This window comes from Bordetella sp. 02P26C-1 (assembly GCF_009763255.1).
GTDB lineage: Bacteria > Pseudomonadota > Gammaproteobacteria > Burkholderiales > Burkholderiaceae_B > Bordetella_A.
The window spans coordinates 94,354-114,209 of the sequence record NZ_WSJB01000006.1 but is presented as its reverse complement, the minus strand read 5'-3'; the positions used below and the strand labels follow the sequence as shown (position 1 = coordinate 114,209).

Annotated in this window: 21 protein-coding genes; 17 read left to right on the top strand and 4 right to left on the bottom strand. The window is 60.4% G+C overall.

Annotation, left to right across the window (positions count from 1 at the left end):
* Window positions 1-152 precede the first annotated feature (152 nt).
* On the top strand, window positions 153-599 hold the full coding sequence (locus GOQ28_RS04990) for a CopD family protein (RefSeq protein WP_160355673.1): 447 nt from the start codon (window positions 153-155) through the stop codon (window positions 597-599).
* Between the two features lie 10 nt (window positions 600-609).
* Here GOQ28_RS04990 and GOQ28_RS04985 read toward each other — a convergent pair whose 3' ends face one another.
* Window positions 610-1,086 carry a DUF2231 domain-containing protein gene (locus GOQ28_RS04985; RefSeq protein WP_160355672.1) on the bottom strand — a complete coding sequence of 159 codons (477 nt, stop codon included), beginning with the start codon at window positions 1,084-1,086 and terminating at the stop codon, window positions 610-612.
* A 106-nt stretch (window positions 1,087-1,192) separates the two neighbouring features.
* On the opposite strand from GOQ28_RS04985, the gene GOQ28_RS04980 reads away from it, so the two are divergent.
* Genes GOQ28_RS04980 through GOQ28_RS04970 form a run of 3 tightly spaced genes read left to right on the top strand, consistent with a single transcriptional unit; the run spans window position 1,193 to window position 4,727 of the window.
* Window positions 1,193-1,831 carry a cytochrome c oxidase subunit II gene (locus tag GOQ28_RS04980; protein WP_202109626.1) on the top strand — a complete coding sequence of 213 codons (639 nt, stop codon included), beginning with the start codon at window positions 1,193-1,195 and terminating at the stop codon, window positions 1,829-1,831.
* Window positions 1,828-4,332 carry a cytochrome c oxidase subunit I gene (gene ctaD, locus GOQ28_RS04975; RefSeq protein ID WP_160355670.1) on the top strand — a complete coding sequence of 835 codons (2,505 nt, stop codon included), beginning with the start codon at window positions 1,828-1,830 and terminating at the stop codon, window positions 4,330-4,332. The genes GOQ28_RS04980 and ctaD overlap by 4 nt, the downstream gene beginning before the upstream one ends.
* On the top strand, window positions 4,329-4,727 hold the full coding sequence (locus tag GOQ28_RS04970; RefSeq protein WP_160355669.1) for a hypothetical protein: 399 nt from the start codon (window positions 4,329-4,331) through the stop codon (window positions 4,725-4,727). Before ctaD ends, GOQ28_RS04970 begins: the two co-directional genes overlap by 4 nt.
* A gap of 146 nt (window positions 4,728-4,873) precedes the next feature.
* On the opposite strand, the gene GOQ28_RS04965 is transcribed toward GOQ28_RS04970, so the two are convergent.
* Window positions 4,874-5,143 carry a hypothetical protein gene (locus tag GOQ28_RS04965; RefSeq protein ID WP_160355668.1) on the bottom strand — a complete coding sequence of 90 codons (270 nt, stop codon included), beginning with the start codon at window positions 5,141-5,143 and terminating at the stop codon, window positions 4,874-4,876.
* Window positions 5,144-5,232: 89 nt separating this feature from the next.
* Here GOQ28_RS04965 and GOQ28_RS04960 point away from each other — a divergent pair, with 89 nt between their 5' ends.
* From GOQ28_RS04960 to GOQ28_RS04940, 5 genes are all read left to right on the top strand, one after another.
* A complete protein-coding gene (locus GOQ28_RS04960) occupies window positions 5,233-6,213 on the top strand; it encodes a LysR substrate-binding domain-containing protein (RefSeq protein ID WP_160355667.1) in 981 nt (326 codons plus the stop codon).
* Between the two features lie 179 nt (window positions 6,214-6,392).
* Window positions 6,393-7,154 carry an ankyrin repeat domain-containing protein gene (locus GOQ28_RS04955; RefSeq protein WP_160355666.1) on the top strand — a complete coding sequence of 254 codons (762 nt, stop codon included), beginning with the start codon at window positions 6,393-6,395 and terminating at the stop codon, window positions 7,152-7,154.
* A gap of 331 nt (window positions 7,155-7,485) precedes the next feature.
* On the top strand, window positions 7,486-7,803 hold the full coding sequence (locus GOQ28_RS04950) for a DUF4148 domain-containing protein (RefSeq protein ID WP_160355665.1): 318 nt from the start codon (window positions 7,486-7,488) through the stop codon (window positions 7,801-7,803).
* Window positions 7,804-7,862: 59 nt separating this feature from the next.
* Window positions 7,863-8,201, top strand: coding sequence for a DUF4148 domain-containing protein (locus tag GOQ28_RS04945; RefSeq protein WP_160355664.1), 339 nt, complete (start codon window positions 7,863-7,865; stop codon window positions 8,199-8,201).
* 23 nt (window positions 8,202-8,224) lie between these two features.
* Entirely contained in the window at window positions 8,225-8,782 is a 558-nt protein-coding gene (locus tag GOQ28_RS04940; RefSeq protein ID WP_160355663.1) for a TetR/AcrR family transcriptional regulator, read from the top strand.
* Here the strand turns inward: GOQ28_RS04940 and GOQ28_RS04935 are convergent.
* Complete coding sequence (locus GOQ28_RS04935) at window positions 8,759-9,379, bottom strand: TetR/AcrR family transcriptional regulator (RefSeq protein WP_160355662.1); 621 nt, start codon at window positions 9,377-9,379, stop codon at window positions 8,759-8,761. The two genes, GOQ28_RS04940 and GOQ28_RS04935, sit on opposite strands and share 24 nt — an antisense overlap.
* 203 nt (window positions 9,380-9,582) lie before the next feature.
* Here GOQ28_RS04935 and GOQ28_RS04930 point away from each other — a divergent pair, with 203 nt between their 5' ends.
* The 5 genes from GOQ28_RS04930 (at window position 9,583) to GOQ28_RS04910 (ending at window position 16,911) form a co-directional block, all read left to right on the top strand.
* Window positions 9,583-10,353: an IclR family transcriptional regulator gene (locus GOQ28_RS04930; RefSeq protein ID WP_160348521.1), complete on the top strand. Its 771-nt coding sequence runs from the start codon at window positions 9,583-9,585 to the stop codon at window positions 10,351-10,353.
* Window positions 10,354-10,454: 101 nt separating this feature from the next.
* Complete coding sequence (locus tag GOQ28_RS04925; protein WP_236844233.1) at window positions 10,455-12,560, top strand: hydantoinase/oxoprolinase family protein; 2,106 nt, start codon at window positions 10,455-10,457, stop codon at window positions 12,558-12,560.
* A gap of 26 nt (window positions 12,561-12,586) precedes the next feature.
* Complete coding sequence (locus GOQ28_RS04920) at window positions 12,587-14,290, top strand: hydantoinase B/oxoprolinase family protein (RefSeq protein ID WP_160355661.1); 1,704 nt, start codon at window positions 12,587-12,589, stop codon at window positions 14,288-14,290.
* 32 nt (window positions 14,291-14,322) lie between these two features.
* Window positions 14,323-15,327, top strand: a complete 1,005-nt coding sequence (locus GOQ28_RS04915; RefSeq protein ID WP_160355660.1) for a Bug family tripartite tricarboxylate transporter substrate binding protein — start codon at window positions 14,323-14,325, stop codon at window positions 15,325-15,327.
* Between the two features lie 45 nt (window positions 15,328-15,372).
* Window positions 15,373-16,911, top strand: a complete 1,539-nt coding sequence (locus tag GOQ28_RS04910) for an acetolactate synthase large subunit (RefSeq protein WP_160355659.1) — start codon at window positions 15,373-15,375, stop codon at window positions 16,909-16,911.
* A gap of 45 nt (window positions 16,912-16,956) precedes the next feature.
* On the opposite strand, the gene GOQ28_RS18750 is transcribed toward GOQ28_RS04910, so the two are convergent.
* Window positions 16,957-17,169 carry a hypothetical protein gene (locus GOQ28_RS18750; RefSeq protein WP_336603740.1) on the bottom strand — a complete coding sequence of 71 codons (213 nt, stop codon included), beginning with the start codon at window positions 17,167-17,169 and terminating at the stop codon, window positions 16,957-16,959.
* Here GOQ28_RS18750 and GOQ28_RS04905 point away from each other — a divergent pair.
* The 3 genes from GOQ28_RS04905 to GOQ28_RS04895 are packed head-to-tail and all read left to right on the top strand — an operon-like array spanning window position 17,083 to window position 19,851.
* Complete coding sequence (locus tag GOQ28_RS04905; protein ID WP_336603739.1) at window positions 17,083-17,319, top strand: 2Fe-2S iron-sulfur cluster-binding protein; 237 nt, start codon at window positions 17,083-17,085, stop codon at window positions 17,317-17,319. The genes GOQ28_RS18750 and GOQ28_RS04905 overlap by 87 nt on opposite strands.
* Window positions 17,316-18,752, top strand: a complete 1,437-nt coding sequence (locus tag GOQ28_RS04900; protein WP_160348517.1) for an FAD/NAD(P)-dependent oxidoreductase — start codon at window positions 17,316-17,318, stop codon at window positions 18,750-18,752. Before GOQ28_RS04905 ends, GOQ28_RS04900 begins: the two co-directional genes overlap by 4 nt.
* Complete coding sequence (locus tag GOQ28_RS04895; RefSeq protein ID WP_160355658.1) at window positions 18,745-19,851, top strand: NAD(P)/FAD-dependent oxidoreductase; 1,107 nt, start codon at window positions 18,745-18,747, stop codon at window positions 19,849-19,851. Before GOQ28_RS04900 ends, GOQ28_RS04895 begins: the two co-directional genes overlap by 8 nt.
* The last annotated feature ends 5 nt before the right edge of the window (window positions 19,852-19,856 follow it).

Here is a 19,856-nt window from a genome sequence, read left to right as displayed (position 1 = left end):
GCACGCCGGCGATAGGACAGAGCACAGGCATATAACTTGCTCGGCAGACTCGGAGTATCCGGGGGAAGCATGAGAACAACCATAACGCGCGCCACCAGGCGCGACCATCCAGGCGCTGCATTGAAGGCGCGGCGCCGGCGGGAGACATGAGCATGGCATGGCTCTTGTTTCTACACGTCGCCGCATTGACCGTTTGGAGCGCGGCGCTTCTGTATCTACCCGTGGTATTCAGTATGAACCGGGGCTTGCAGCGCAGCGCGGCGGTGCGCCTACGCGTCATGACGCGACTGGCTTTCATCGCGCTCGCCTCGCCCGCTGCCGTGCTCGCGATTGTGACGGGCTCGGCCTTGGTCTACATCACCCATGCCACGGGAATATGGCTTGCAGCCAAATTGTTATTGGTCGCGCTGATGGCGGCCTTTCATGTCTATTGTGGCCGCACGTTGACGGTCTTAGGACACGAAGGCTCGGACAAAAAGCGCCGCCGTAGCGTAGGCCTGTGGGTGCTGGGTGTGCCAGTCCTGCTGATATCCGGCGTGTTGTGGCTCGTACTCGCAAAACCCGAGCTGGCGCGCGGTATGGATGGCGCGCCATGGTGAGATGCCCGCCCTATGGTTCCTCGTCGTGTACGCCCACTTGGTCTTCAAATACTAGTTTGCCGCCCAGCCAGCCGGCCGCCGCGACCAACACAGCGCCAAGCGCGGACAGGTATAGCCCCATGGGCAAGATAGCCTCTTGCGCGTCATGCAGGCGAGACTGCCAATTGATGAACGCCACGGACAACAACATGACTGCCATGACGAAATGGCTCCACGCGGCGGCGCGATGGCGGATCCCTTGCACCGCCAGCAGCTCAACCGTGCCCGCAGCGCCTGCGACACCGCCCATCAGCGTGCCCACGCCTAACAGCCATAACGACGCCCGGGCCCAGAATTCGTCGCCGAACCACACATATGCGAGATCGCTGGGCAGCGCTCCAATGATGAATGCGATCGGGAACGTTACTAAGGCGGGATGTAGAGGATGCCGGCTAACCGCGACAGCGGTGTCCGTGCCCTTGGGGAGAGAATGTGCCAGCTTATCCATGAGTGTGTACACGCAAATTAGGAAGTGGACTGCGCACCAGCAAAGACCATGCCGGACGTGGGCAGCAGGGGTTGCATGTGCGTCGCTCGCCGGCTGTGATGGACGTTTGTCCACGCTCGACCCCGCCGGGCCCGCCGCCCATACCATTGCTCAGGTGTGGAACGTGATGGCCTGGGGCGCGCTGGCGATCCTAATTTTCATGCTGATACTGGCCACGCTGGCCTGTTGTCGGCGGCCGGCCGCGCAAGAGCGCCCGCCGCTACGGTTATTCTTGATCGGCGGGGGCCTCGTGGTCCCGGGCGTGGTGTTGATCGCCTTGCTCGTCTTTGGCTTACGCGCGGGAGACGCCCGCAGCCCGATTCCAGGAGGCGAGGACGTGTATCGCGTGCAGGTGCGCGCGCATCAATGGTGGTGGGAGGTTGCCCACCCCGATGCGCCGGGCGGGCCTCGCTACGCCATCAATCAAATTCACGTCCCCGCAGGCGTTCCCGTCCATATCAGTGTGACGGCGGCGGACGTGATCCACGGGTTCTGGATCCCACGTTTGAGCGGCAAAATCGACGCCATCCCCGGCCGTACCAACACTATTAAGGTGCAGGCCGACGAGCCGGGCGTCTACGATGGCGTCTGTGCCGAGTTCTGCGGATTGCATCACACCAGCATGGGAATGCAATTGATCGCGCATTCGCCGACGGAGTTGCCCGATGCATTGCGGGGCCTGTCTGATACCCAGGTGCGGCCATGAGCGAAAACTTATCCCCCGTGACCCGCCATAAAGCGCTCGAGGCCGATTGGCGCTCTCCACCCGGATGGCGAGGTCTGTCCGCCGTCAATCACAGTACCGTGGGTCGACGTTTTATCGTGGCTGCCCTGATCTTCTTTCTGATTGGTGGTGTGTTGGCCATGCTCATGCGTGCGCAATTGGCCACACCCGGACAGGGCCCGTTCGACAGCGAGGCCTACAACCAGATTTTCACCATGCACGGCACGGTGATGATGTTTTTATTCGCGATCCCCATGCTGGAAGGGTTCGCATTCTATCTGCTGCCCAAGATGCTGGGTGCGCGCGACATGGCCTATCCGCGCCTGGGCGCCTATGGATGGTGGTGTTATCTATTCGGCGGCCTGATATTGATGGTGGGCATGGCGCTGGGGGTGGCACCCAATAGTGGCTGGTTTATGTACACCCCGCTATCGAGCACGACCTATCAACCCGGCATCAATAACGATATCTGGCTCATTGGCATCACCTTTGCCGAAATCTCCGCCGTCTGCGGAGCCATCGAGCTGATCGGCACGATCCTAAAACTCCGTGCACCCGGCATGTCGCTGGGCCGTATGCCGATTTTCGCGTGGTACATGCTGGTCACGGCGGGCATGATCCTGATCGGATTTCCGCCGCTGATCCTGGGCAGCATCCTGCTCGAACTGGAACGCGCCTTTGGCATGCCCTTCTTCGATGTCGCGCGTGGCGGAGATCCGCTGCTGTGGCAACACCTTTTTTGGATCTTCGGCCATCCAGAGGTCTACATTATCTTTTTGCCCGCAGCAGGCATGGTGGCCACCATGGTGCCGGTCTTCGCCCGTCATCCCCTGGTCGGATACTCGTGGGTGGTGGCAGCCGTCGCGGCTATGGGTGTGCTGAGTTTTGGCTTATGGGTGCATCACATGTTCACCGTAGGCATACCGCAGATGGCGGTCGGGTTCTTCTCGGCCGCCAGCATGTTGGTTGCGGTGCCCACGGCAGTGCAGTTCTTCGCCTGGCTCGCCACGCTATGGTCAGGCAAGGTGCAGTACCGCCTGCCAATGCTTTATTTGGGTGGTTTTCTGTTTATCTTCGTGCTGGGGGGACTCACCGGCGTGATGCTGGCGTTGGTGCCCTTTAACTGGCAGGCACACGATACCCATTTCGTCGTGGCCCATATGCACTACGTGCTGATCGGGGGCATGATCTTCCCCGTGCTTGCTGCGACATGCTATTGGCTGCCGCACTTCACCGGACGTCTGCTATCCGAGCGCGCTGGCCCCTGCGCATTCTGGCTGATCTTCATCGGTTTTAACGTCACGTTTTTGCCCATGCATTTGACGGGCCTGCTGGGCATGCCAAGACGCATTTACGCATACGATGAACAGATCGGCTGGGACGTGCTCAACTTGGTGTCGTCGATCGGCGGTTTTATACAGACTATTGGCTTTGCCGTATTCCTTATCGACATCGTTTTGCATCTGAGGGCAGGCCGGCTTGCGCCACCCAATCCGTGGCGAGCCAGCACGCTGGAATGGGCGATGCCGACGCCGCCACCCGTCTACAACTTCGCGTCCATCCCCTCCGTGCAGGGGCGTGAGCCGTTGTGGGATGTCCCGGACCTGGGCGCACAAGCTGCTGGAGGCAAGCACTGGCTCGCCGAAGCCGCACCCGGGCGGCGGCAAACCTTGTCGGTGGATGTGGTGAGTGGGCGCGCGCAGAGCGTGGTAGAACTTCCCGGTCCGACGTGGCTACCGCTGTACGCGGCTTTAGCGACGGCTGTGTTTTTCATCTGCGTGTTGTTCAAGATCTATGCAGTGGCCGCTGTGGGCGTGGGGATCGCGCTGGCCGTTTTTCTACGTTGGGCGTGGCTCGGCGGGGCGCGGCAAGATCCACAGCTCGTGCAAGCGGCGCCAAGCGTGCAACTACCGACCCATGTGCTGGATCGCGGCGCGCCGGGGTGGTGGGGGATGTGCGGTTGTCTGGCTGCGGATGCGGCGCTCTATGCGTCGTTGCTGTTCGGATTCCTCTTTCTGCGCACCATGGCGCCCGAATGGCCTCCCGCGCAATGGCTGGTTCTCTCACCTTGGCAAGCGGGTCTACTGGCACTGGCGCCCATCGCGGCGGCGTTCGCCTGTCAGCGCGCTTGCGCGGTCAATCGCCACGGCCGCGACGTCCAGCGCGAGGGTTGGATGCTGGCCAGCGCGGCGCTAGCCGCGGTGAGCATGGCCCTATTCGGCGCTATCGTGATGGCTTTGCCCGCAGCAGATAGCCACGCGTATGCGGCCGCCGCCACTGTGTTGGCTTACTACATGATGATCCACACCGCCGTTGGCTTTGTGATGGCGCTGTTCGTGGCATTGCGAGGGCGCGCAGGCTATGTGAGTCAGCGTCGGGAGCTGGAGCTCAGAGTGGTGAGATTGTGGCAGATCTACACCGCCTTGGCGGCGGTGGTGGCCTCGGCCACGCTGTTTTTCATCCCTCATGGGCTGCCATCATGACGCGAACCCACAAGCGCGACATCGTAGCCACAACGAATCGGTCCGGACTCTGGCGAGCGGTGGCGGGGTGGGCGGTATGGGCGGTTGGCTTTACGGCGTTATATGTCGCACATTCCCTGGCCTGCCGCTACGTAGGCGGGGCTGGCATCGCGCCGTTGCCAGCCTCTGGAGTTGGCGTATCGCTGCTCTGGCTTTGGGCCGCTTTCGTCGCTGCCAACGGAGTATTGGTCGCATTGAGTTATCGTCGCTGGCGCAGCTCGCGTGCAGCGTCGTCAACAGAACCGGAAGCGGGACACTTCATCGCGAAGCTGGTCTTTGGCTTGGACATCAGCGCCATGTGCGCGATGCTTGCGACCGGGATACCCGTATTCATGCTGCCAGCGTGTCTGCCGTAGATCCTGAAATCCATCGCGCTAAACATCAATGCTCCGTATTTTTTGCGTAGGCATAGCACCGTGTGACGTGACGTCGATAATCGTCGCCCCAATGTTTCAGTTGGATCGATCTTAATGACGTACATCGGACCTCCGCTCCTCCGTCCTCATACACTCAGCCAACGCGCCCGCCGGCTACGCGCAATCTCGCGCACAATCTGGACATCGCGCAGTATGGCGGGCGGCGCGCCGATATCTCGCAACAGATGGTCATCGTAGCGACTCAGTTGTTCGAGCGTGTGCTCATACGCACGGCGCGCAACGATGCCCTGCCACCAGGCAGCGCAAGCGCGCCCGATAAAGCCAGCTGCGTTGCGGACGACAGCGAAATCACTCCAGGTGCTGCGATATTCATAATTAAGCGTGTGCGAGTGCATGGCGTTCTCCAATCAAGGTTGCGTATTGGTTAGCCTAAAAGCACAGCGCGTTGCAGGGAAGCGCATTGTTCTACCCAGTTTGGTCGATTATGCTAACCAGCATGAGTCGACTTCCTTTGAACACCCTTCCGGCCTTCCGGGCGGTCGCCCAGCTACAGAATCTGCGCGCGGCGGCCGAGCGCTTGCACCTCACGCATAGCGCGATCAGTCAACAGATTCGCGGGCTCGAAGAACAATTGGGTTTTGACCTCTTCGATCGGCGTGGCAGGCGTCTCGTGTTGAACGGCGCTGGCGAAACGCTGCTGCGTCACGTGCAGTGCGCGCTGGCTCAGCTCGACGAAGGTGTGCAGGCCGCCGCCTTGGTCGCGCGCGGAGCGAGCCAGCCGTTGCGCGTATCCGTATTGCCCTCGTTCGCACAGCGCTGGCTGTTGCCACGCATGGGACGCTGGCGCCAACGGCATCCCGAGCTGGTATTGGAAATCGAAACGTCCCCTCAAGTCGCAGACCTGTATCGCGACGGTTTTCAAGCCGCATTACGAGCGGGAAGGGGGCCTTGGCCCGGCGTCGTGTCCGAGCCACTCTTTGACGCACCCATGCCGATGATTGTGCTGGCGTCGCCGGAGACGGCTCGTCAGCTGCCTGATCCGCGGCCGGAGACGCTGGCGCGCCAGCCTTTGCTAGGCGATAAAGAAATGTGGCGGCAGTGGTTCGCCGCGGCAGGACTATCCATCAATGTGACCCCGGTTGCCAGCTTTAACGACGCGGGCCTGATGCTGCAGGCGGTGGAGCAGGGCTTGGGCTTGGGGTTGGGACGCGAACTGCTCGCGGCCGATTCGTTGTGTGATGGACGGCTCGTAAAGCTTTCGCCCATCAGCATCGATTTTGAACCTACCGACACTTACCACCTCGTCTATCCCCCTGCGCTGCGCGAATGGCCGCCGCTGCAAGCGCTGCGCACCTGGATACGCGATGAATTGGAGCGCTCACGCGAAAACCTGACCGGTCCAGCCGCGGCTCCGGGCACTGGCGAGACGAACGCATCAATTGCAACCGTGGGCCGCAACGTTTAGGCGGTGATCCCGGATTCTCTGGAAGCGGACATCGGCTCAGTCCTATTTATTGTGGAAGACGTGTCGAGCGAAAAGAGTATGGATACGCTGGGTTCCGTCAGGTCGAAGGTTGCAACTTCGACCTGATCAAATCCGTTGCAGCACTCGCTTGCTTCCATCCTCAACTTAGGAGCTGACCCATGGGCTATTCTTCACACGCGATTTCGCTCGGACATGCCTCGCCGGCGTCCTGGTTTAATCATGCGCAGCCCCCGGAGACCCCGCAGCAGCTGCTAGATGCCTACGTCAAAGATGACAAGGTGACTGATCTCAGGGCGCTGCTCGACCATAAAAGCAATGTCGACGCCATCGTCGAGGATATGAAGGATCGGAGCTACTCGCCCGTGCATAGTGCTGCGAAGCACGGGTCATTGGAGGTCCTTTCGGTTCTTCTTGCGAAACTACCGGTCGCGGTTTGGCATATGCGTTGCAACGCGGATGGGTGTACCCCATTCATGCTTGTCGCAGAGAATGGAAAACAAGAATTTGTCGCCCAATTCGTCATGCACCTGAGCGACGTGGTGACGGCCTGCAAAGATTCGCAGGGCGAGCCAGCCCGTGCGCAGGCGAAAAAGGACTTAATGGCGGCCTTTGGTTGCGCCGAGGAAACGCCTGATGCGGAGATGCTCAACAGCGTCACGAACGCTCTGATGAATGCGCAAGACGATTGGAAAAACACCGCTGGCCATCTGGCATTCAAAAGTGGCCACTTTGATTACTGTTGGGCCCTGTGTTTTTGGGGAGCGAATCCCGACATCGAGAATAAACAGCACGAGACCTTAAGGTCTCTTGCGCGCGAGCTGCCCCACGACTCCGAACTGTACGTTCTTCTTCACGGCAAGACGGAGCAACCCAACGAGGTCGAGACCTATGCATCTAAAGGGTCATGCACGATCTCATAGCAGCAAGAGGGACGCCAAGTCGTTGATGTGTGCCATGTGCGAGCGTTCCGAAACCGACTCCGTGCCATTTTGGCTTACAGAAATAGATCAGCGAACCGTACCGGGGCGGCAATGATGGTGAACGCCGGATGGCCACCACTCTCGCTGATACACACGGTAACCATTCAGGCCTATGCAACCTACCTACAGATAGGTAAACTTTCTTCCATGGTTGCTGCTAGTTCTCTCTGGGGCCACCGCCGCGCTGGATCTCCGTCGCGGTTTTTATTTAACCATATATCTACCTTCCAGTAGATATATGCTACCCGTCCACTTCGTTACGAGAGTCATCATGAAAACCCTGCTTCCCTTCGCCTTAATTGCCGCCGCCCTTTCCTCTAACGCCGCGTTCGCGCAAGAACCCTCCGGTGAGTTGGACTATCCCCCCGCCGTCAGCACCGAAAGTCATGTCACCCGTGCTCAGGTAATTCAAGAACTGCAAGAAGCCCGTGCCGCCGGTTTGGTGACCTTCGGCGAACTTGAAGAACCGCAGGCCCAGGTCGCAGCGAGCACCAAGACGCGTGCTCAAGTCCAGGCAGAAGCCGCGCGCGCACGTGCCGAGCGGTCTCAACAGTCCAGCCTCTACGGCTTTTCCTACACCGGCGCGTGATTTTTTATTTCCTCACGCCCCTACCTTCAAATAGATAGATTACTTTTCGGAGTTAAACCATGAAAACCGCTATTTCCGCCATTGCTTTGTCCTTCACCATGCTGGGAGCCGCCTACGCGACCGAACCGTCGGGTGAATTGGATTATCCGCCCGTTGTGCAGAGCCAAAGCACGGTGACGCGCGCTCAAGTGCAGGCCGAACTGCAAGCGGCCCGTGCAGCCGGGCAAGTCACCTTTGGCGAACTGGAAATGCCCGCAGCCGTGCACGGCGCAGCTTCGGTGCCTGACCGTGAGCAAGTGTCAGCCGAAGCGCATGACGCACAAGTTCAGGGGCAGTCCTCGTTCGGCGAGTTGGATTACCAGCATGCCGAATATGTGGGCGCACCCGTTCACAGTTGAGGCCACACAGCGAGGGCGTGGCGATGGATACCGAAAATACCCGCACGCACATCGTGCGGCTTGCCCAGCGCCTGATTCAGGAACGCGGTTATAACGGGTTCAGCTACCGGGACCTGGCCGCGTCGGTGGGTATCAAGACGGCGAGCATTCATTATTATTTTCCGCAAAAGGAAGATCTGCTGTTGGCCGTCATCAGCGACTATCAAACGCGTTGGCACGAGGCGATTCAGAATATCCCGTCCGGATTGAGGGCGGATGAAAAGCTGCGTGCTTATGTGGAGGTCCATCGCCGCGCATGTGCTGGCAATCAGCTTATCTGCATAGGCGGAATTTTGGCCGCTGAATTGGGGTCGTTGCCGGGCTGTGCCCGAAAGGCATTGCAGTCTTTCTATGCCTGTAATGAACAATGGCTCGTCGAGCTATTGGAGCAGGGCGCGCGCGAAGGTAGTCTGCGGGTGCCGGGTGATGTGCGAGTCAGCGCACGCGCGATTTACGCCGCGCTGCAAGGCGGTTTAGTCAGCGCACGCCTGTTTGACCATCAAGAACGCGCCACGGACCTATTGCCCTGTCTGCTGGCTTAGACGGCTGCCCGATGGCGCGGAATGGCAATCGGATCCTGCGCTGAGCTGACACTGTATGGCTCGAAAGACGTCACGCAAGCGTTGCGGATCCTGAAACAGCCGCGAAGTCACAATGGCGCCCTGGATCGCCGCGAACAGCCAGCGCCCATCGGCGGCAGCATCGCCCGACGAGCTCAGGGTGCCATCTTGCACGCCCGCGGTGATCACATCGGCCAGCCAATTCTCATGGATGCGGAAAAACGCCTGCACAGACTGGCGGGCGCGTTCTGACAAGGATGCGACGTCCGCGGCCAACATGCCGCACAAACAAATTTGATCAGGTGGCGCGCTCTCGAAGAGCTCTATATAACGATTCAACCGTGCTCTGGCCGTCATCGTCGAGTCTATGCCCGTCAAAACGCCGTGCACTTTCGCCGTGTACTGATCGATCACCGCGATCAACAAATCGTCTTTGGCGGGGAAGTAATAGTGAATACTGGCCGTTTTCACGCCGACGTGCTCGGCCAGATCCCGATAGCTAAAGCCGTTATAACCCCTGCGCCGAATAAGGCACTGAGCGTGGTCTAAAAGCTGATCGCGGGTGGTGGCGCTGTTCATATAGATATTGTTACCTACGGGTAGGTTAGGGTCAACAATCGTCACCGTTTTCGCGTCGCACTTGTAATTTCCACGCAGCCACTCCGTTATTCGATTGTTCATGTATGTGAACGATCTATCGAGTTTCAGATTAGCGATTTCCCTGAGTAGACGGGGGCATTACGCACATCTAAAATGGACACATACATATACGATGTTCACATATGAGAACAAACGAACGCGCCGGTGTTAAATCGGCAGAGCGGGTCCTCGATATTCTGGAACTCTTCAGTGCCACGGCTGGTGTGATGAAGCTGTCAGACATTGCCCGCAGACTTGGAATGCCTAAAAGCAGCACTTCGGCTTTGCTGGCGACCTTGGTCGACCGGGGTTACGTGGATAGTGGTGTAGACGGTTATCAGATGGCGGCTCGCTATCGGACGACCGGATGGGTGGGAGGGCGGTTCGCCCGGTTGATCCGCATTGCCCATCCCACGATGGCTGAGCTGTCCGAATCGGTCAAAGAATCCGTGTTCCTCGGTGTGTTGAACGAGCGTGAAATGGTGCAGTACCTGACGAAGGTAGTAAGCACCGAACCCCTGCGCTATGACGTTGATCTGGCCAAAGAGCGGCATGCCTATGCCACCACCATCGGGCAAGTGATTCTGGCCGACCGCACGCAGGAACAAATTGAACACTATCTGACGCGTCAACCGCTTACGCCCTTAACGCCCAAAACCGAAGTGGATGTGCCGCGCCTGATGGAGCAAATTTCGCGCGTGCGCGAACAAGGTTATGCGGAATTGAGCGATACCCATTTGCTTGGCGTATCGGGGATCAGCGTTCCAGTACGCGATGAGAATGGGCGCGTGGTCGCGGGACTATGTACGTTCGGACCGAGTCCGCGCATGGCAGAAAACTGGGAGGCCATACGCGCAGCGGTACTGCGCGCTGGAAAACGCATTACTGCGGATCTCGCCCTGACTGCCCAGTAAGAACAACCGTGCCGATCACTCCTGCACGTCGCCCTGAATAGCGCCGTCGGCGGATTCCCGTCGGGGCGCACAGGACTCTCGATCACCGTACCCCAGCATTCATGACTTCCGGACCACAAAGCAGCGAAATGGAAATGCATCACGATTCATCAGATTCCCGGCCAACGGTATCCGTGGCGGTCGACACGGGTGGTACCCATACCGACGTTGTTCTCATCGATGGCACGCAAACCATCACCATGAAAGTGCCGACCACGCCGTCGGATATCAGCACGGGCATTATTGATGGCGTAAAGAAGATCGCCGCGCGCGCTGGGATTCCTGTCTCGCGTATTGATCGTTTCTTTTATGGCAGCACGTTCGCGACCAACCTCATCGTGGAAGGAACCGAGGCGCATATCGGCCTGATTACCACCAAGGGATTCCGCGATGTATTGCAGATCGCGCGCGCTTCGCGCAAGCCTGATGTCTACGATATTCATTGGCGTCCGAATCCGCCGCTAGTGCCCCGTCATCTGCGTCTGGAGGTCTCCGAACGCACGCTGCATACCGGCGAAATCCTGTCTGAACTGAATGACGACGATGTACACGCCGCTTTTCGCTTTTTCAGGGAAGAGGGCATCAGCGCCGTGGCGGTGTGTTTGCTGCACGCCTACGCCAATCCGGTGCATGAGCAACGCATCAAGGCGATCGCGGCGGCTGACTATCCCGAAATGGAAGTTTCGATATCCAGCGATGTGGTGCGAGAGTTCCGCGAGTACGAGCGCACCAGCACGACCTGTGTATCGGCCTTTATTAAAAAGCCCATTGAAAAGCATCTGGAACGCCTGACCGAGGCGCTCAAAGCCGAGGGAGCCAACTGCATTCGCTACATCATGCGGGCCAATGGCGGCGTGTCGACGTTCGAGCGTTCGGTGTCGCATCCGGCGGCGTTGACCCATTCTGGCGTGATGGGGGGGATTGTCGGTGCGACCGCGTTGGGGCGCCGCTGCGGGATCAAGAATCTGATCACCTTTGATATGGGTGGCACGAGCACGGATATCTCGTTGATCACCGATGGCGAACTGCCCTTGACCAGCCGTAGCACGGTGGGCGGGAATCCCGTGCTGATTCCGGCCTTGGATATGGTCACGATCGGTGCCGGTGGTGGATCGCTGGGATGGATTGAAGGTGGCACGGCCATGCGCGTCGGGCCGCGTAGCGCCGGATCAGTTCCGGGGCCGGCTTGCTACGGTCAAGGTGGCGAAAGTCCTACGGTGACAGACGCGAACTTGGTGTGCGGCCGACTGAACAGCGAATACTTCCTCGCCGGCGCGCGCGAGCTGCACCCGCAGCTCTCCGAGCAGGCATTGGACAAGATGGCGCAGCAGTTGAACATCACGCGCACCCAAGCGGCGTTAGGGATGTTGGCGATCGCGGAGGCCCATATGGCGGATGCGGTACGCCTGGTGTCCATCGAGCGTGGCGTGGACCCGCGCGACTATACGCTGGTGGCCTTTGGGGGCGCAGGCGGATTGCATGCCGCGAGCCTGGCCGAGGCGTTGAATATTCGCAGCATTCTCGTCCCGCCCGCACCGGGCAATTTGTCGGCGTCGGGTCTGCTGTGTGCCGACGTTCGGCACGATTTTGTGCAGTCCATGGTGTCCGCGCTCAATGCGGAGCTGGCCAATTCTATCGGCGCGGTCCTGGAGGATCTGCGCGCGCAAGCCTACGCAGCGCTCGAGGGCGATGGGATCGCTGCCGCCGATGCCATTATCAAGTTCTCGCTGGATCTGCGCTATGTGGGCCAGAACTATGAACTGAACCTGGACCTCGAGGCCTGTGACCTCGATGACGGTTTTGTGCAGATGGCAGAACGATTCCATGTCGCGCACGAGCGCGTCTATGGCTATCGCCTCAATGCCCGCGCAATCCAGTTGGTCAACGTGCGCATCACTGCCTTTGGGCCGATCGCGGTGGATCCCTGGACCACGGAATCTTTAGAGGCAGCCACGCCTGCGCAGCCAGTGGGTGAACGGCAAGTGGTGATCAATACCGGTGACACGATCCCGTTCAGCGTGTATCGCTTTACCGATATGAAGCCCGGTCAAACCATCGCCGCGCCCGCGATCATTGAGTACCCCGGCTCGACGGTGTTCATGCCTCCCGGCTGGAGCGGTCAACTCGACACGAACCTCTGCATCCGTATGCAGCATGCCGGTAACTAAGCCGTCGCCATCCAAGGACACAGAATATGACTACCCCTTTTGTGCTCGATAACGACCGGGCCGACCCCGTCACGATGGAGATCGTGCGCAATGGTTTGCGCGCGATTGCCCAGCGCATCACCCGCCGCATGATCCGCGCCGCTAATTCCTTCATCATTAAAGAAATGGAGGATTGTTCCGCCTCGATTTTGGATGCGGACGGATCGCTGCTGGCCGAAGAAGCTGGCCCGCCGATTCAATTGAACACGGTAGGCATTTGCCTGAAGACCATTCTGGAAAGCGTGCTGCCCAAATCGGAATGGAAGCCGGGCGATGTGGTTCTGACCAATGACCCGTATGCGGGCGGCGGCTCGCTGGGATCGACCCACACCAACGACTATATCGCGTATGCGCCGATCTTCTACGGGGACACGCTGGTGGCGTTCTCGGGCTTGATGGTGCACCACATGGACGTGGGCGGCATGAATATGGCCACGCGCGGCTGGGGACGTGAGATCTACCAAGAAGGGATGCGCCTGCCGCCGCTGAAGATCGTCAAGCAAGGCGTGTTCGACGAGGACCTGCTGGGCGTGATTCTGAACAATACCCGCACGCCCGAAGTGTTGCTGAACGACCTGCATGCGCAGATTTCGAGCGTGCAGGTCGCGGCCGACGATTTGCGTGGCATGATCGACCGCTACGGGCTCGGGCAAATGCTGCTGTGCTTCCGCGATCTGATGGATTACTCGGAAAGGCAGACGCGTGAACAGCTGCGCATCATTCCCGATGGCGAGTACTCGCACGAAGAGCCCGTCCTCGATGATGGCAATCATGGTGGCCCCTATTGGCTGCGCTTGAAGATCATCAAGAAGGGCGATGACATCGTCTTTGATTTCACCGGCACCGACCCGCAAATCAAGGGCCCGATCAACAGTCCGATGGCAACAACATTGGCCGCGGTCTATTACGTTTGTCGCACCATTACTGGCAGCGCGATTCCCAGCAATGAGGGGTGCAAGCGCGCCATCGAAGTCATCGCGCCGTCGGGCACGCTGGTCAATGCCAAACACCCAGCCGCGGTGTACCAACGCATGGTGGTTTGCCATTCCATCGTTGACCTGGTGATGGGTGCATTGAGTCAGGCCGTGCCAGAACGTGTGATGGCGGACTCCTGCGGCTGTCTCTATAACTTCGCCAATGCCGAGCACCCGCAAACGGGTCGCCGCGTGACGTTTGGTGAAGTTGTGCCCGGGGGGCTGGGCGCGACCGCGTATGCCGATGGTATCGACGTGATCGCCTGCCATGTGACCAACTGCCATATCCCGCCGATCGAAAGCATGGAGATCGAATCGCCCGTGCGTTATCTGGCTCGCGAACTGCGTACCGATTCGGGCGGTCCGGGCAAGTATCGGGGCGGCGTGGGGCAGCGTCTGCAGTATCAGGTGCTGGGCAAGGATCCCAATCTGAACCATACCGCTCAGAAGTCCGTGTCCTTGCCGCAAGGCATTGCGGGCGGCCTGCCGGGCGACGGCGGACGCTGGGTGATTAATGAAGGCATGCCGTCGGAGCGCCGCCTGCCGTTCGCGATCAGCGACGTCGAGCCGCTGCAAGTTGGCGACACCGTCACGCACTACACGCCGGGTGGCGGTGGATTTGGCTCGCCGCTGGAGCGCGATCCGAAAGCCGTCGCGGCCGATTTACGTGCAGGGCTGATTACGTCCGAGCACGCTAGCCGTTACTACCGTATTTGAAGCGACACATACGCACCTGAAGGGGAAAGCAAATGCTGTTTAAATCCATGTCTCTCATCATGAAGCGCAAACTCGGTTGGATTGCGGCGGGTGCCGTGATGGCGATGTCCATTGTGCCAACTGGCACCGTGCACGCCGCTCAGTTTCCGGAGAAGCCGGTCCGGATCGTCGTGCCGTTCACGGCTGGCGGCTTTACCGATATTCTCGCGCGGCGTCTCGCCGAGCAGATGTCCGGCACACTGGGTCAGCCCGTGATTGTCGAAAACAAGGCGGGCGCCAGCGGCATTATTGGCGGCAATTACGTCGCCAAGGCCCCTGCCGATGGCTATACGATTCTGTTGGAAACCCCGGACACCGTGGTGACCGGCCCGATGTTGATGGAGGGTGTCCAGTACAAGCCCAGCGATTTGCGTCAATTGTCCTTGTTGGTGCAGCAGCCCCTGGTGCTGGTGGTGTCTGGTAAGTCGCAATACAAGTCGCTGGATGACGTGATGAAGGCGGCCAAGGCCAATCCGGGGGCCTTGACTTATGCGAGCTGGGGTAACGGCAGTTCGGCCCAGATCGCGTCCTCCATCCTCACTAAGAGCGCGGGCGTGAATATGACGCACGTACCGTACAAGGGCGTGGCCAATGCCCTGACCGACCTGCTGGGTGAGCGGGTAGATATGCTCTACGTTGGCATGTTGTCGACCGTGGACTATCTCAACGACGGCCGTCTGCGTCCGATCGCGATCAACCGTAGCGAGCGCGCCCCGATGCTGCCGCAGGTGCCGACGCTGGCCGAGGCGGGCTTTGCGATTTACCCGATCGGCCTGTGGTACGCCATGGGCGTGCCCGCGGATACCCCGACGGATGTGGTCAACAAACTGTCGGAAGCTGCCCGCAAAGCGGTCGAGGCGCCAGAAATCAAGAAATGGTTGACCGGCATGGGCATGGACGTACCCGCCCTTGATCCCGCCGCGACCGAGGCATTTATGAAGTCGGAAATCGAAAACTGGGGCCCGGCAATCCGCAGCTCCGGTGCGTCTGGCAACTAATCAAACCATGAATAACCACACTCTCTGCTTTAGGATGGTGAACCTGTGAACGGCGCCGAAAGTCTTGTCCATACTCTGCTGAAAAGCGGCATCGATACTTGCTTTGCCAATCCCGGCACCAGCGAGATGCACTTCGTCTCGGCGCTGGACCGTATCCCCGGCATGCGCTGCGTGCTGGCGCTGGCGGAGACCGTGGTGACGGGCGCGGCCGACGGTTATGCACGTATTGCTGACCGTCCGGCCGTGACCTTATTGCATTGCGGACCGGGTCTGGCCAATGGTCTGGCCAATTTGCACAATGCGCGTCGCGCGAATTCTTCGATCGTGAACATCGTCGGGGATCAGGCCACGCACCACCGGCCGTTGGATGCGCCGTTGACAGCGGATACGGAAGGATGGGCGCGCCCCGTATCGGCCTGGACGCGCACGGCGAACTCCGCGGCCACCATAGGCCGCGATGCGGCCGCGGCGGTGCAGGCGGCGCGCATGGCTCCCGGTCAGATCGCGACACTGATCGCACCGTCGGACACTTGCTGGAATCCGGGGGGTGTCGTGGCGGAGGCCTTGGAAGTCCCCACCGCCTCCACGGTAGACGAGGGCTCCCTGAGCGCCGTCGCGAACATATTGCGCCAAGGCGAACCCGCCGTGATTTTTATCGGCAACGATGCACTGCGGGAAGGGCCGTTGTCAGTGGCGGGTCGTATCGCACAGAAGACGGGTGCACGCCTGATGGCGCCGACGTCGAATCGACGGATCGAACGTGGCGCGGGCCGTACCCCGATAGAGCGTCTCCCCTATGCGGTGGAGCCAGCCTTGGCGGCGCTTAAAGGGGTGAAGCATCTGATTTTGGTGGGAGCCAAGGCGCCGGTGGCGTTCTTCGCCTATCCCAATAAACCGGCGGTGTTGTATCCCGACGATTGCCAAATTCATGTACTAAGCCGCCCCGAGCAGGACCAGGCGGATGCGCTCGCTCGCTTGGCCGACAGACTCGGCGCCCATGAGCCCGCGCCTGCGGCGCAACGGGTGATCATGGAGCCCGCGCGCGGGGCGGTCACCCCGGAGGCGGCTGCCCAGACCATCGCCGCATTACTGCCCGAGAACGCTATCGTGGTCGAAGAAGGCCTGACTTTCGGGCGCGCCTTCTACCCGACTTGTACCAATGCCGCGCCCCATGACTGGTTGCAGATCACGGGCGGTGCAATCGGCAACGGTATCCCCTTGGCCACGGGCGCGGCAATTGCCGGAGCCGGACGGCGCGTGGTGTCGTTGCAAGCCGATGGCTCTGCGATGTATTCGCTGCAGGCGCTCTGGACCCAAGCGCGCGAGCAACTGGACGTCACCACCGTGATCTTCGCTAATCAGAAGTACGCGATTTTGATCGGCGAACTCGCGGGCGTAGGTGCGCAGGCAGGCACCACCGCCATGAATATGCTGGATCTCACGCGTCCCGCACTCGATTGGGTCAGTCTGGCACGCGGCATGGGAGTCGAAGCGGCCAAAGCGCACACCATGGAAGAGCTGGCGGACCTGTTTACGGCCGCCAACAAACGCAAAGGCCCGTTCCTCATTGAATTGATGATCTGAACTCGGTGCACGCAGCCCGCAGGCGTGGCCCGCCTGCCGGGCGCGTTAAGGCAGGCCGCACGCATCATCACAAGGCAATTCATTGTGCAGAATGTACGTAACCAGCATGACGCGCAGCTCGTGCGCGTTGCCGAGACAAGCCGGGAGATAGTCCGGTTTTATCTCGACGGGGTGGAATGTTTTGGTCTCGCGGGGGACTCCGTCCTCACTGCGATTCTGACCCGACAGTCCCGCGTTCGGAATACCGAGTTCAGCCATGAACCCAGAGCCGGCTTCTGCATGATCGGTGCTTGCCAGGACTGCTGGGTCTGGTACGAGGACGGTTCGAGGTTGCGGGCCTGCACGACGCGATTGCGTGCAGACGTGCGTCTATGCACCGCTGCGCCGCTGGCGGAGGGCGTCTTATGACTGCGGCCATGCGTGTCGTCGTCGTTGGTGCGGGCCCCGCGGGTATCCGCGCCGCCGAAGTGCTTGTCAACGCGGGCCTGCGTCCGCTCGTGCTGGATGAAGGCGCTCGCTGGGGTGGCCAGATCTACCGTCAGCCGCCACAAGAGGCAGGTTTCAATCGTTCGAAGCGCGCTTTATATGGCTTTGAAGCGGCCAAGGCCGATGCCGTGCATCAAGCCATGGCGCGCATCCTGCCGCGCGTAGATTACTGTCCGGACACGTTGGCCTGGGGCGGGGGGGATGGCTATTTGGATACCTTGCAGCAGGGCCGGCAAGTTCGCGTGCCCTACACGCATCTCGTGATCGCCAGCGGCGCGACGGATCGCGTGTTTCCCATTCCAGGATGGACCCTGCCAGGGTGTTATACGCTGGGCGGCTCTCAGGTGGCCTTAAAGGCACAGGGCTGTGCGATCGGACGTCGGGTCGTGTTCGCGGGTACTGGTCCTTTGCTGTATCTCGTTGCGTATCAGTATGTGAAGGCCGGTGCGAATGTCGAGGCCGTGTTGGATACCAGTGCCTGGGCTCAGCAGGTTAAGGCGACTCCGCGACTCTTGAGGCAGCCGGGCACGTTTGCCAAGGGGGTTTATTACCTTGCTTGGCTGCGCGCGCAGGGCGTGCGCGTTGAGCACAATGTGCGTCTGGTGGGTATCGACGGCGTGCAGTCGGTGAGCGGCATACGCTGGATGCGCCACCGCTCGGGATCTCAAGCCGACGCACGCCCGCATAGCCTCGCCTGTGATGCGGTCGGGCTGGGCTACGGATTGCGTCCCGAGGCGCAGCTTGCTGATATATCGGGGTGTGAATTCGAATACAGCAACTTGAATCGGGCTTGGATACCCAGGCAGGATGGCGCAGGCAGAAGCTCACAGCCAGGAATCTATCTTGCGGGTGATGGCGCGGGCATTGCTGGTGCGGACGCGGCGGAGCTTTCCGGCAGGCGGGCGGGTCTGGCGATACTCGCCGATCTCGGCATCACGCCAGAGCTTGGGTCGCCGGACCTAGCCGAGATCAATCGCAAACTAGCGAGAATCAATACCTTCCGCGTGGGCATTGAGCAGGCGTTCTCCGTGCCCGAGAAGATCAGTGCTGCTTGGCCGGACGATATGACCGTGTGCCGGTGCGAGGAAGTCAAAGCCGGCACGCTGCGCCAATGTCTTCGTAATGGCGAGGCCTCGGAAATCAATCGCCTGAAAGCGCTAACGCGGGTTGGCATGGGGCGTTGTCAGGGGCGGATGTGCGGGGACGCCGCCATCTCGCTTATGAGCGATGAGCTGGGCATCCCGTTAAAACAAGCGGGTCGTCTGCGCGCGCAGCCGCCGATCAAGCCATTACCCATGTTTTGCAGTGCGCCGCCAGCGCACACTGCTGCGGAAGACGAGGCACGCGATGACTGATCGTATGGATGTCGATGTCCTCATCGTGGGTGGAGGTCTCGTCGGCGCGGCCTCTGCGCTCTATCTCGCTAAACGCGGCGTCAAGGCGCTCGTCATCGAGCGCCGTTATTGCGGCGCGCAGGCGAGCGGCGTGAACTATGGTGGCGTACGGTGTCAGGGCAGAACCAAAGAGCAGATGCCCCTGGCGTTACGCGCGCGCCGCATCTGGAACGGGCTGCCTGAGTTGATTGGCATCGATGGCGAGTTCACCGTGTCGGGGCATTTGCGCTTGGGACGAAATGAGGCGGATCTGGACGCGCTGGCGGCGTGGGCCAAGATGGCCGAGAGCTTTGGCTTGTCGGCGTCGATCATTGATGGCGCGCCATTTCGCGCCCGCTATCCGTGGCTGAGTCGCGCCGTCATCGGGGGTTCGCTGTGCCCTTCAGACGGGCATGCGAATCCTCGGCTGGTGTCTCCCGCGTTTGCTCGCGCAGCCGTGAGCGCGGGTGCAATGGTCCTCGAACAAACCGAGCTGACCGAAATTGCTTTCGATGGTAATCACTTCCATGCGCAAGCGGGCGAGCACCGTGTTCGCGCCAAATGGTGCATCAATGCCGCCGGAGCCTGGGCCAACCAACTGGCCGAGACCTTCGGCGAAAAAACGCCATTGGAGCCCATGTATCCGAACATGTGGGTGACCGAACCGCTGCCCCGGTTCATTCCCCACAATCTGGGCATCTATGGCGGCGGGTTCTATGCGCGCCAGGTCGATCGCGGTAACTGTGTGCTGGGTGGTGGCATGGCGCGCGGCGACGATCGCTTTGCTCAACCTTCAGATGACGTGACGCTCTCCGTCATGCGAGAGGCTCAAACCATAATCCCCGCGCTCAAGCAAGCCCTCGTGATTCGATCATGGAGCGGTCTGGACGGCAAAACACCGGATCGAAATCCCGTGATCGGGCCGAGTCGCACGACGCCGCGATTGCTGCACGCTTTCGGCTTTTCAGGTGGGGGGTTCATGCTCGCACCGGGCGTGGGCGAAATCCTCGCGGAACTGGTGTGTGATGGCGAAACCGAGACGCCTATCGATGCGTTTTCAATAGACCGGTTCGCCGCCTAAAGGAC

Coding starts and splice junctions, on each gene's coding strand:
- GOQ28_RS04990 (WP_160355673.1), top strand. CDS start 153: ATGGCATGGCTCTTGTTTCTACACGTCGCCGCATTGACCGTTTGGAGC.
- GOQ28_RS04985 (WP_160355672.1), bottom strand. CDS start 1,086: ATGGATAAGCTGGCACATTCTCTCCCCAAGGGCACGGACACCGCTGTC.
- ctaD (WP_160355670.1), top strand. CDS start 1,828: ATGAGCGAAAACTTATCCCCCGTGACCCGCCATAAAGCGCTCGAGGCC.
- GOQ28_RS04970 (WP_160355669.1), top strand. CDS start 4,329: ATGACGCGAACCCACAAGCGCGACATCGTAGCCACAACGAATCGGTCC.
- GOQ28_RS04965 (WP_160355668.1), bottom strand. CDS start 5,143: ATGCACTCGCACACGCTTAATTATGAATATCGCAGCACCTGGAGTGAT.
- GOQ28_RS04960 (WP_160355667.1), top strand. CDS start 5,233: ATGCTAACCAGCATGAGTCGACTTCCTTTGAACACCCTTCCGGCCTTC.
- GOQ28_RS04955 (WP_160355666.1), top strand. CDS start 6,393: ATGGGCTATTCTTCACACGCGATTTCGCTCGGACATGCCTCGCCGGCG.
- GOQ28_RS04950 (WP_160355665.1), top strand. CDS start 7,486: ATGAAAACCCTGCTTCCCTTCGCCTTAATTGCCGCCGCCCTTTCCTCT.
- GOQ28_RS04945 (WP_160355664.1), top strand. CDS start 7,863: ATGAAAACCGCTATTTCCGCCATTGCTTTGTCCTTCACCATGCTGGGA.
- GOQ28_RS04940 (WP_160355663.1), top strand. CDS start 8,225: ATGGATACCGAAAATACCCGCACGCACATCGTGCGGCTTGCCCAGCGC.
- GOQ28_RS04935 (WP_160355662.1), bottom strand. CDS start 9,379: ATGAACAGCGCCACCACCCGCGATCAGCTTTTAGACCACGCTCAGTGC.
- GOQ28_RS04930 (WP_160348521.1), top strand. CDS start 9,583: ATGAGAACAAACGAACGCGCCGGTGTTAAATCGGCAGAGCGGGTCCTC.
- GOQ28_RS04925 (WP_236844233.1), top strand. CDS start 10,455: ATGACTTCCGGACCACAAAGCAGCGAAATGGAAATGCATCACGATTCA.
- GOQ28_RS04920 (WP_160355661.1), top strand. CDS start 12,587: ATGACTACCCCTTTTGTGCTCGATAACGACCGGGCCGACCCCGTCACG.
- GOQ28_RS04915 (WP_160355660.1), top strand. CDS start 14,323: ATGCTGTTTAAATCCATGTCTCTCATCATGAAGCGCAAACTCGGTTGG.
- GOQ28_RS18750 (WP_336603740.1), bottom strand. CDS start 17,169: ATGGCTGAACTCGGTATTCCGAACGCGGGACTGTCGGGTCAGAATCGC.
- GOQ28_RS04900 (WP_160348517.1), top strand. CDS start 17,316: ATGACTGCGGCCATGCGTGTCGTCGTCGTTGGTGCGGGCCCCGCGGGT.
- GOQ28_RS04895 (WP_160355658.1), top strand. CDS start 18,745: ATGACTGATCGTATGGATGTCGATGTCCTCATCGTGGGTGGAGGTCTC.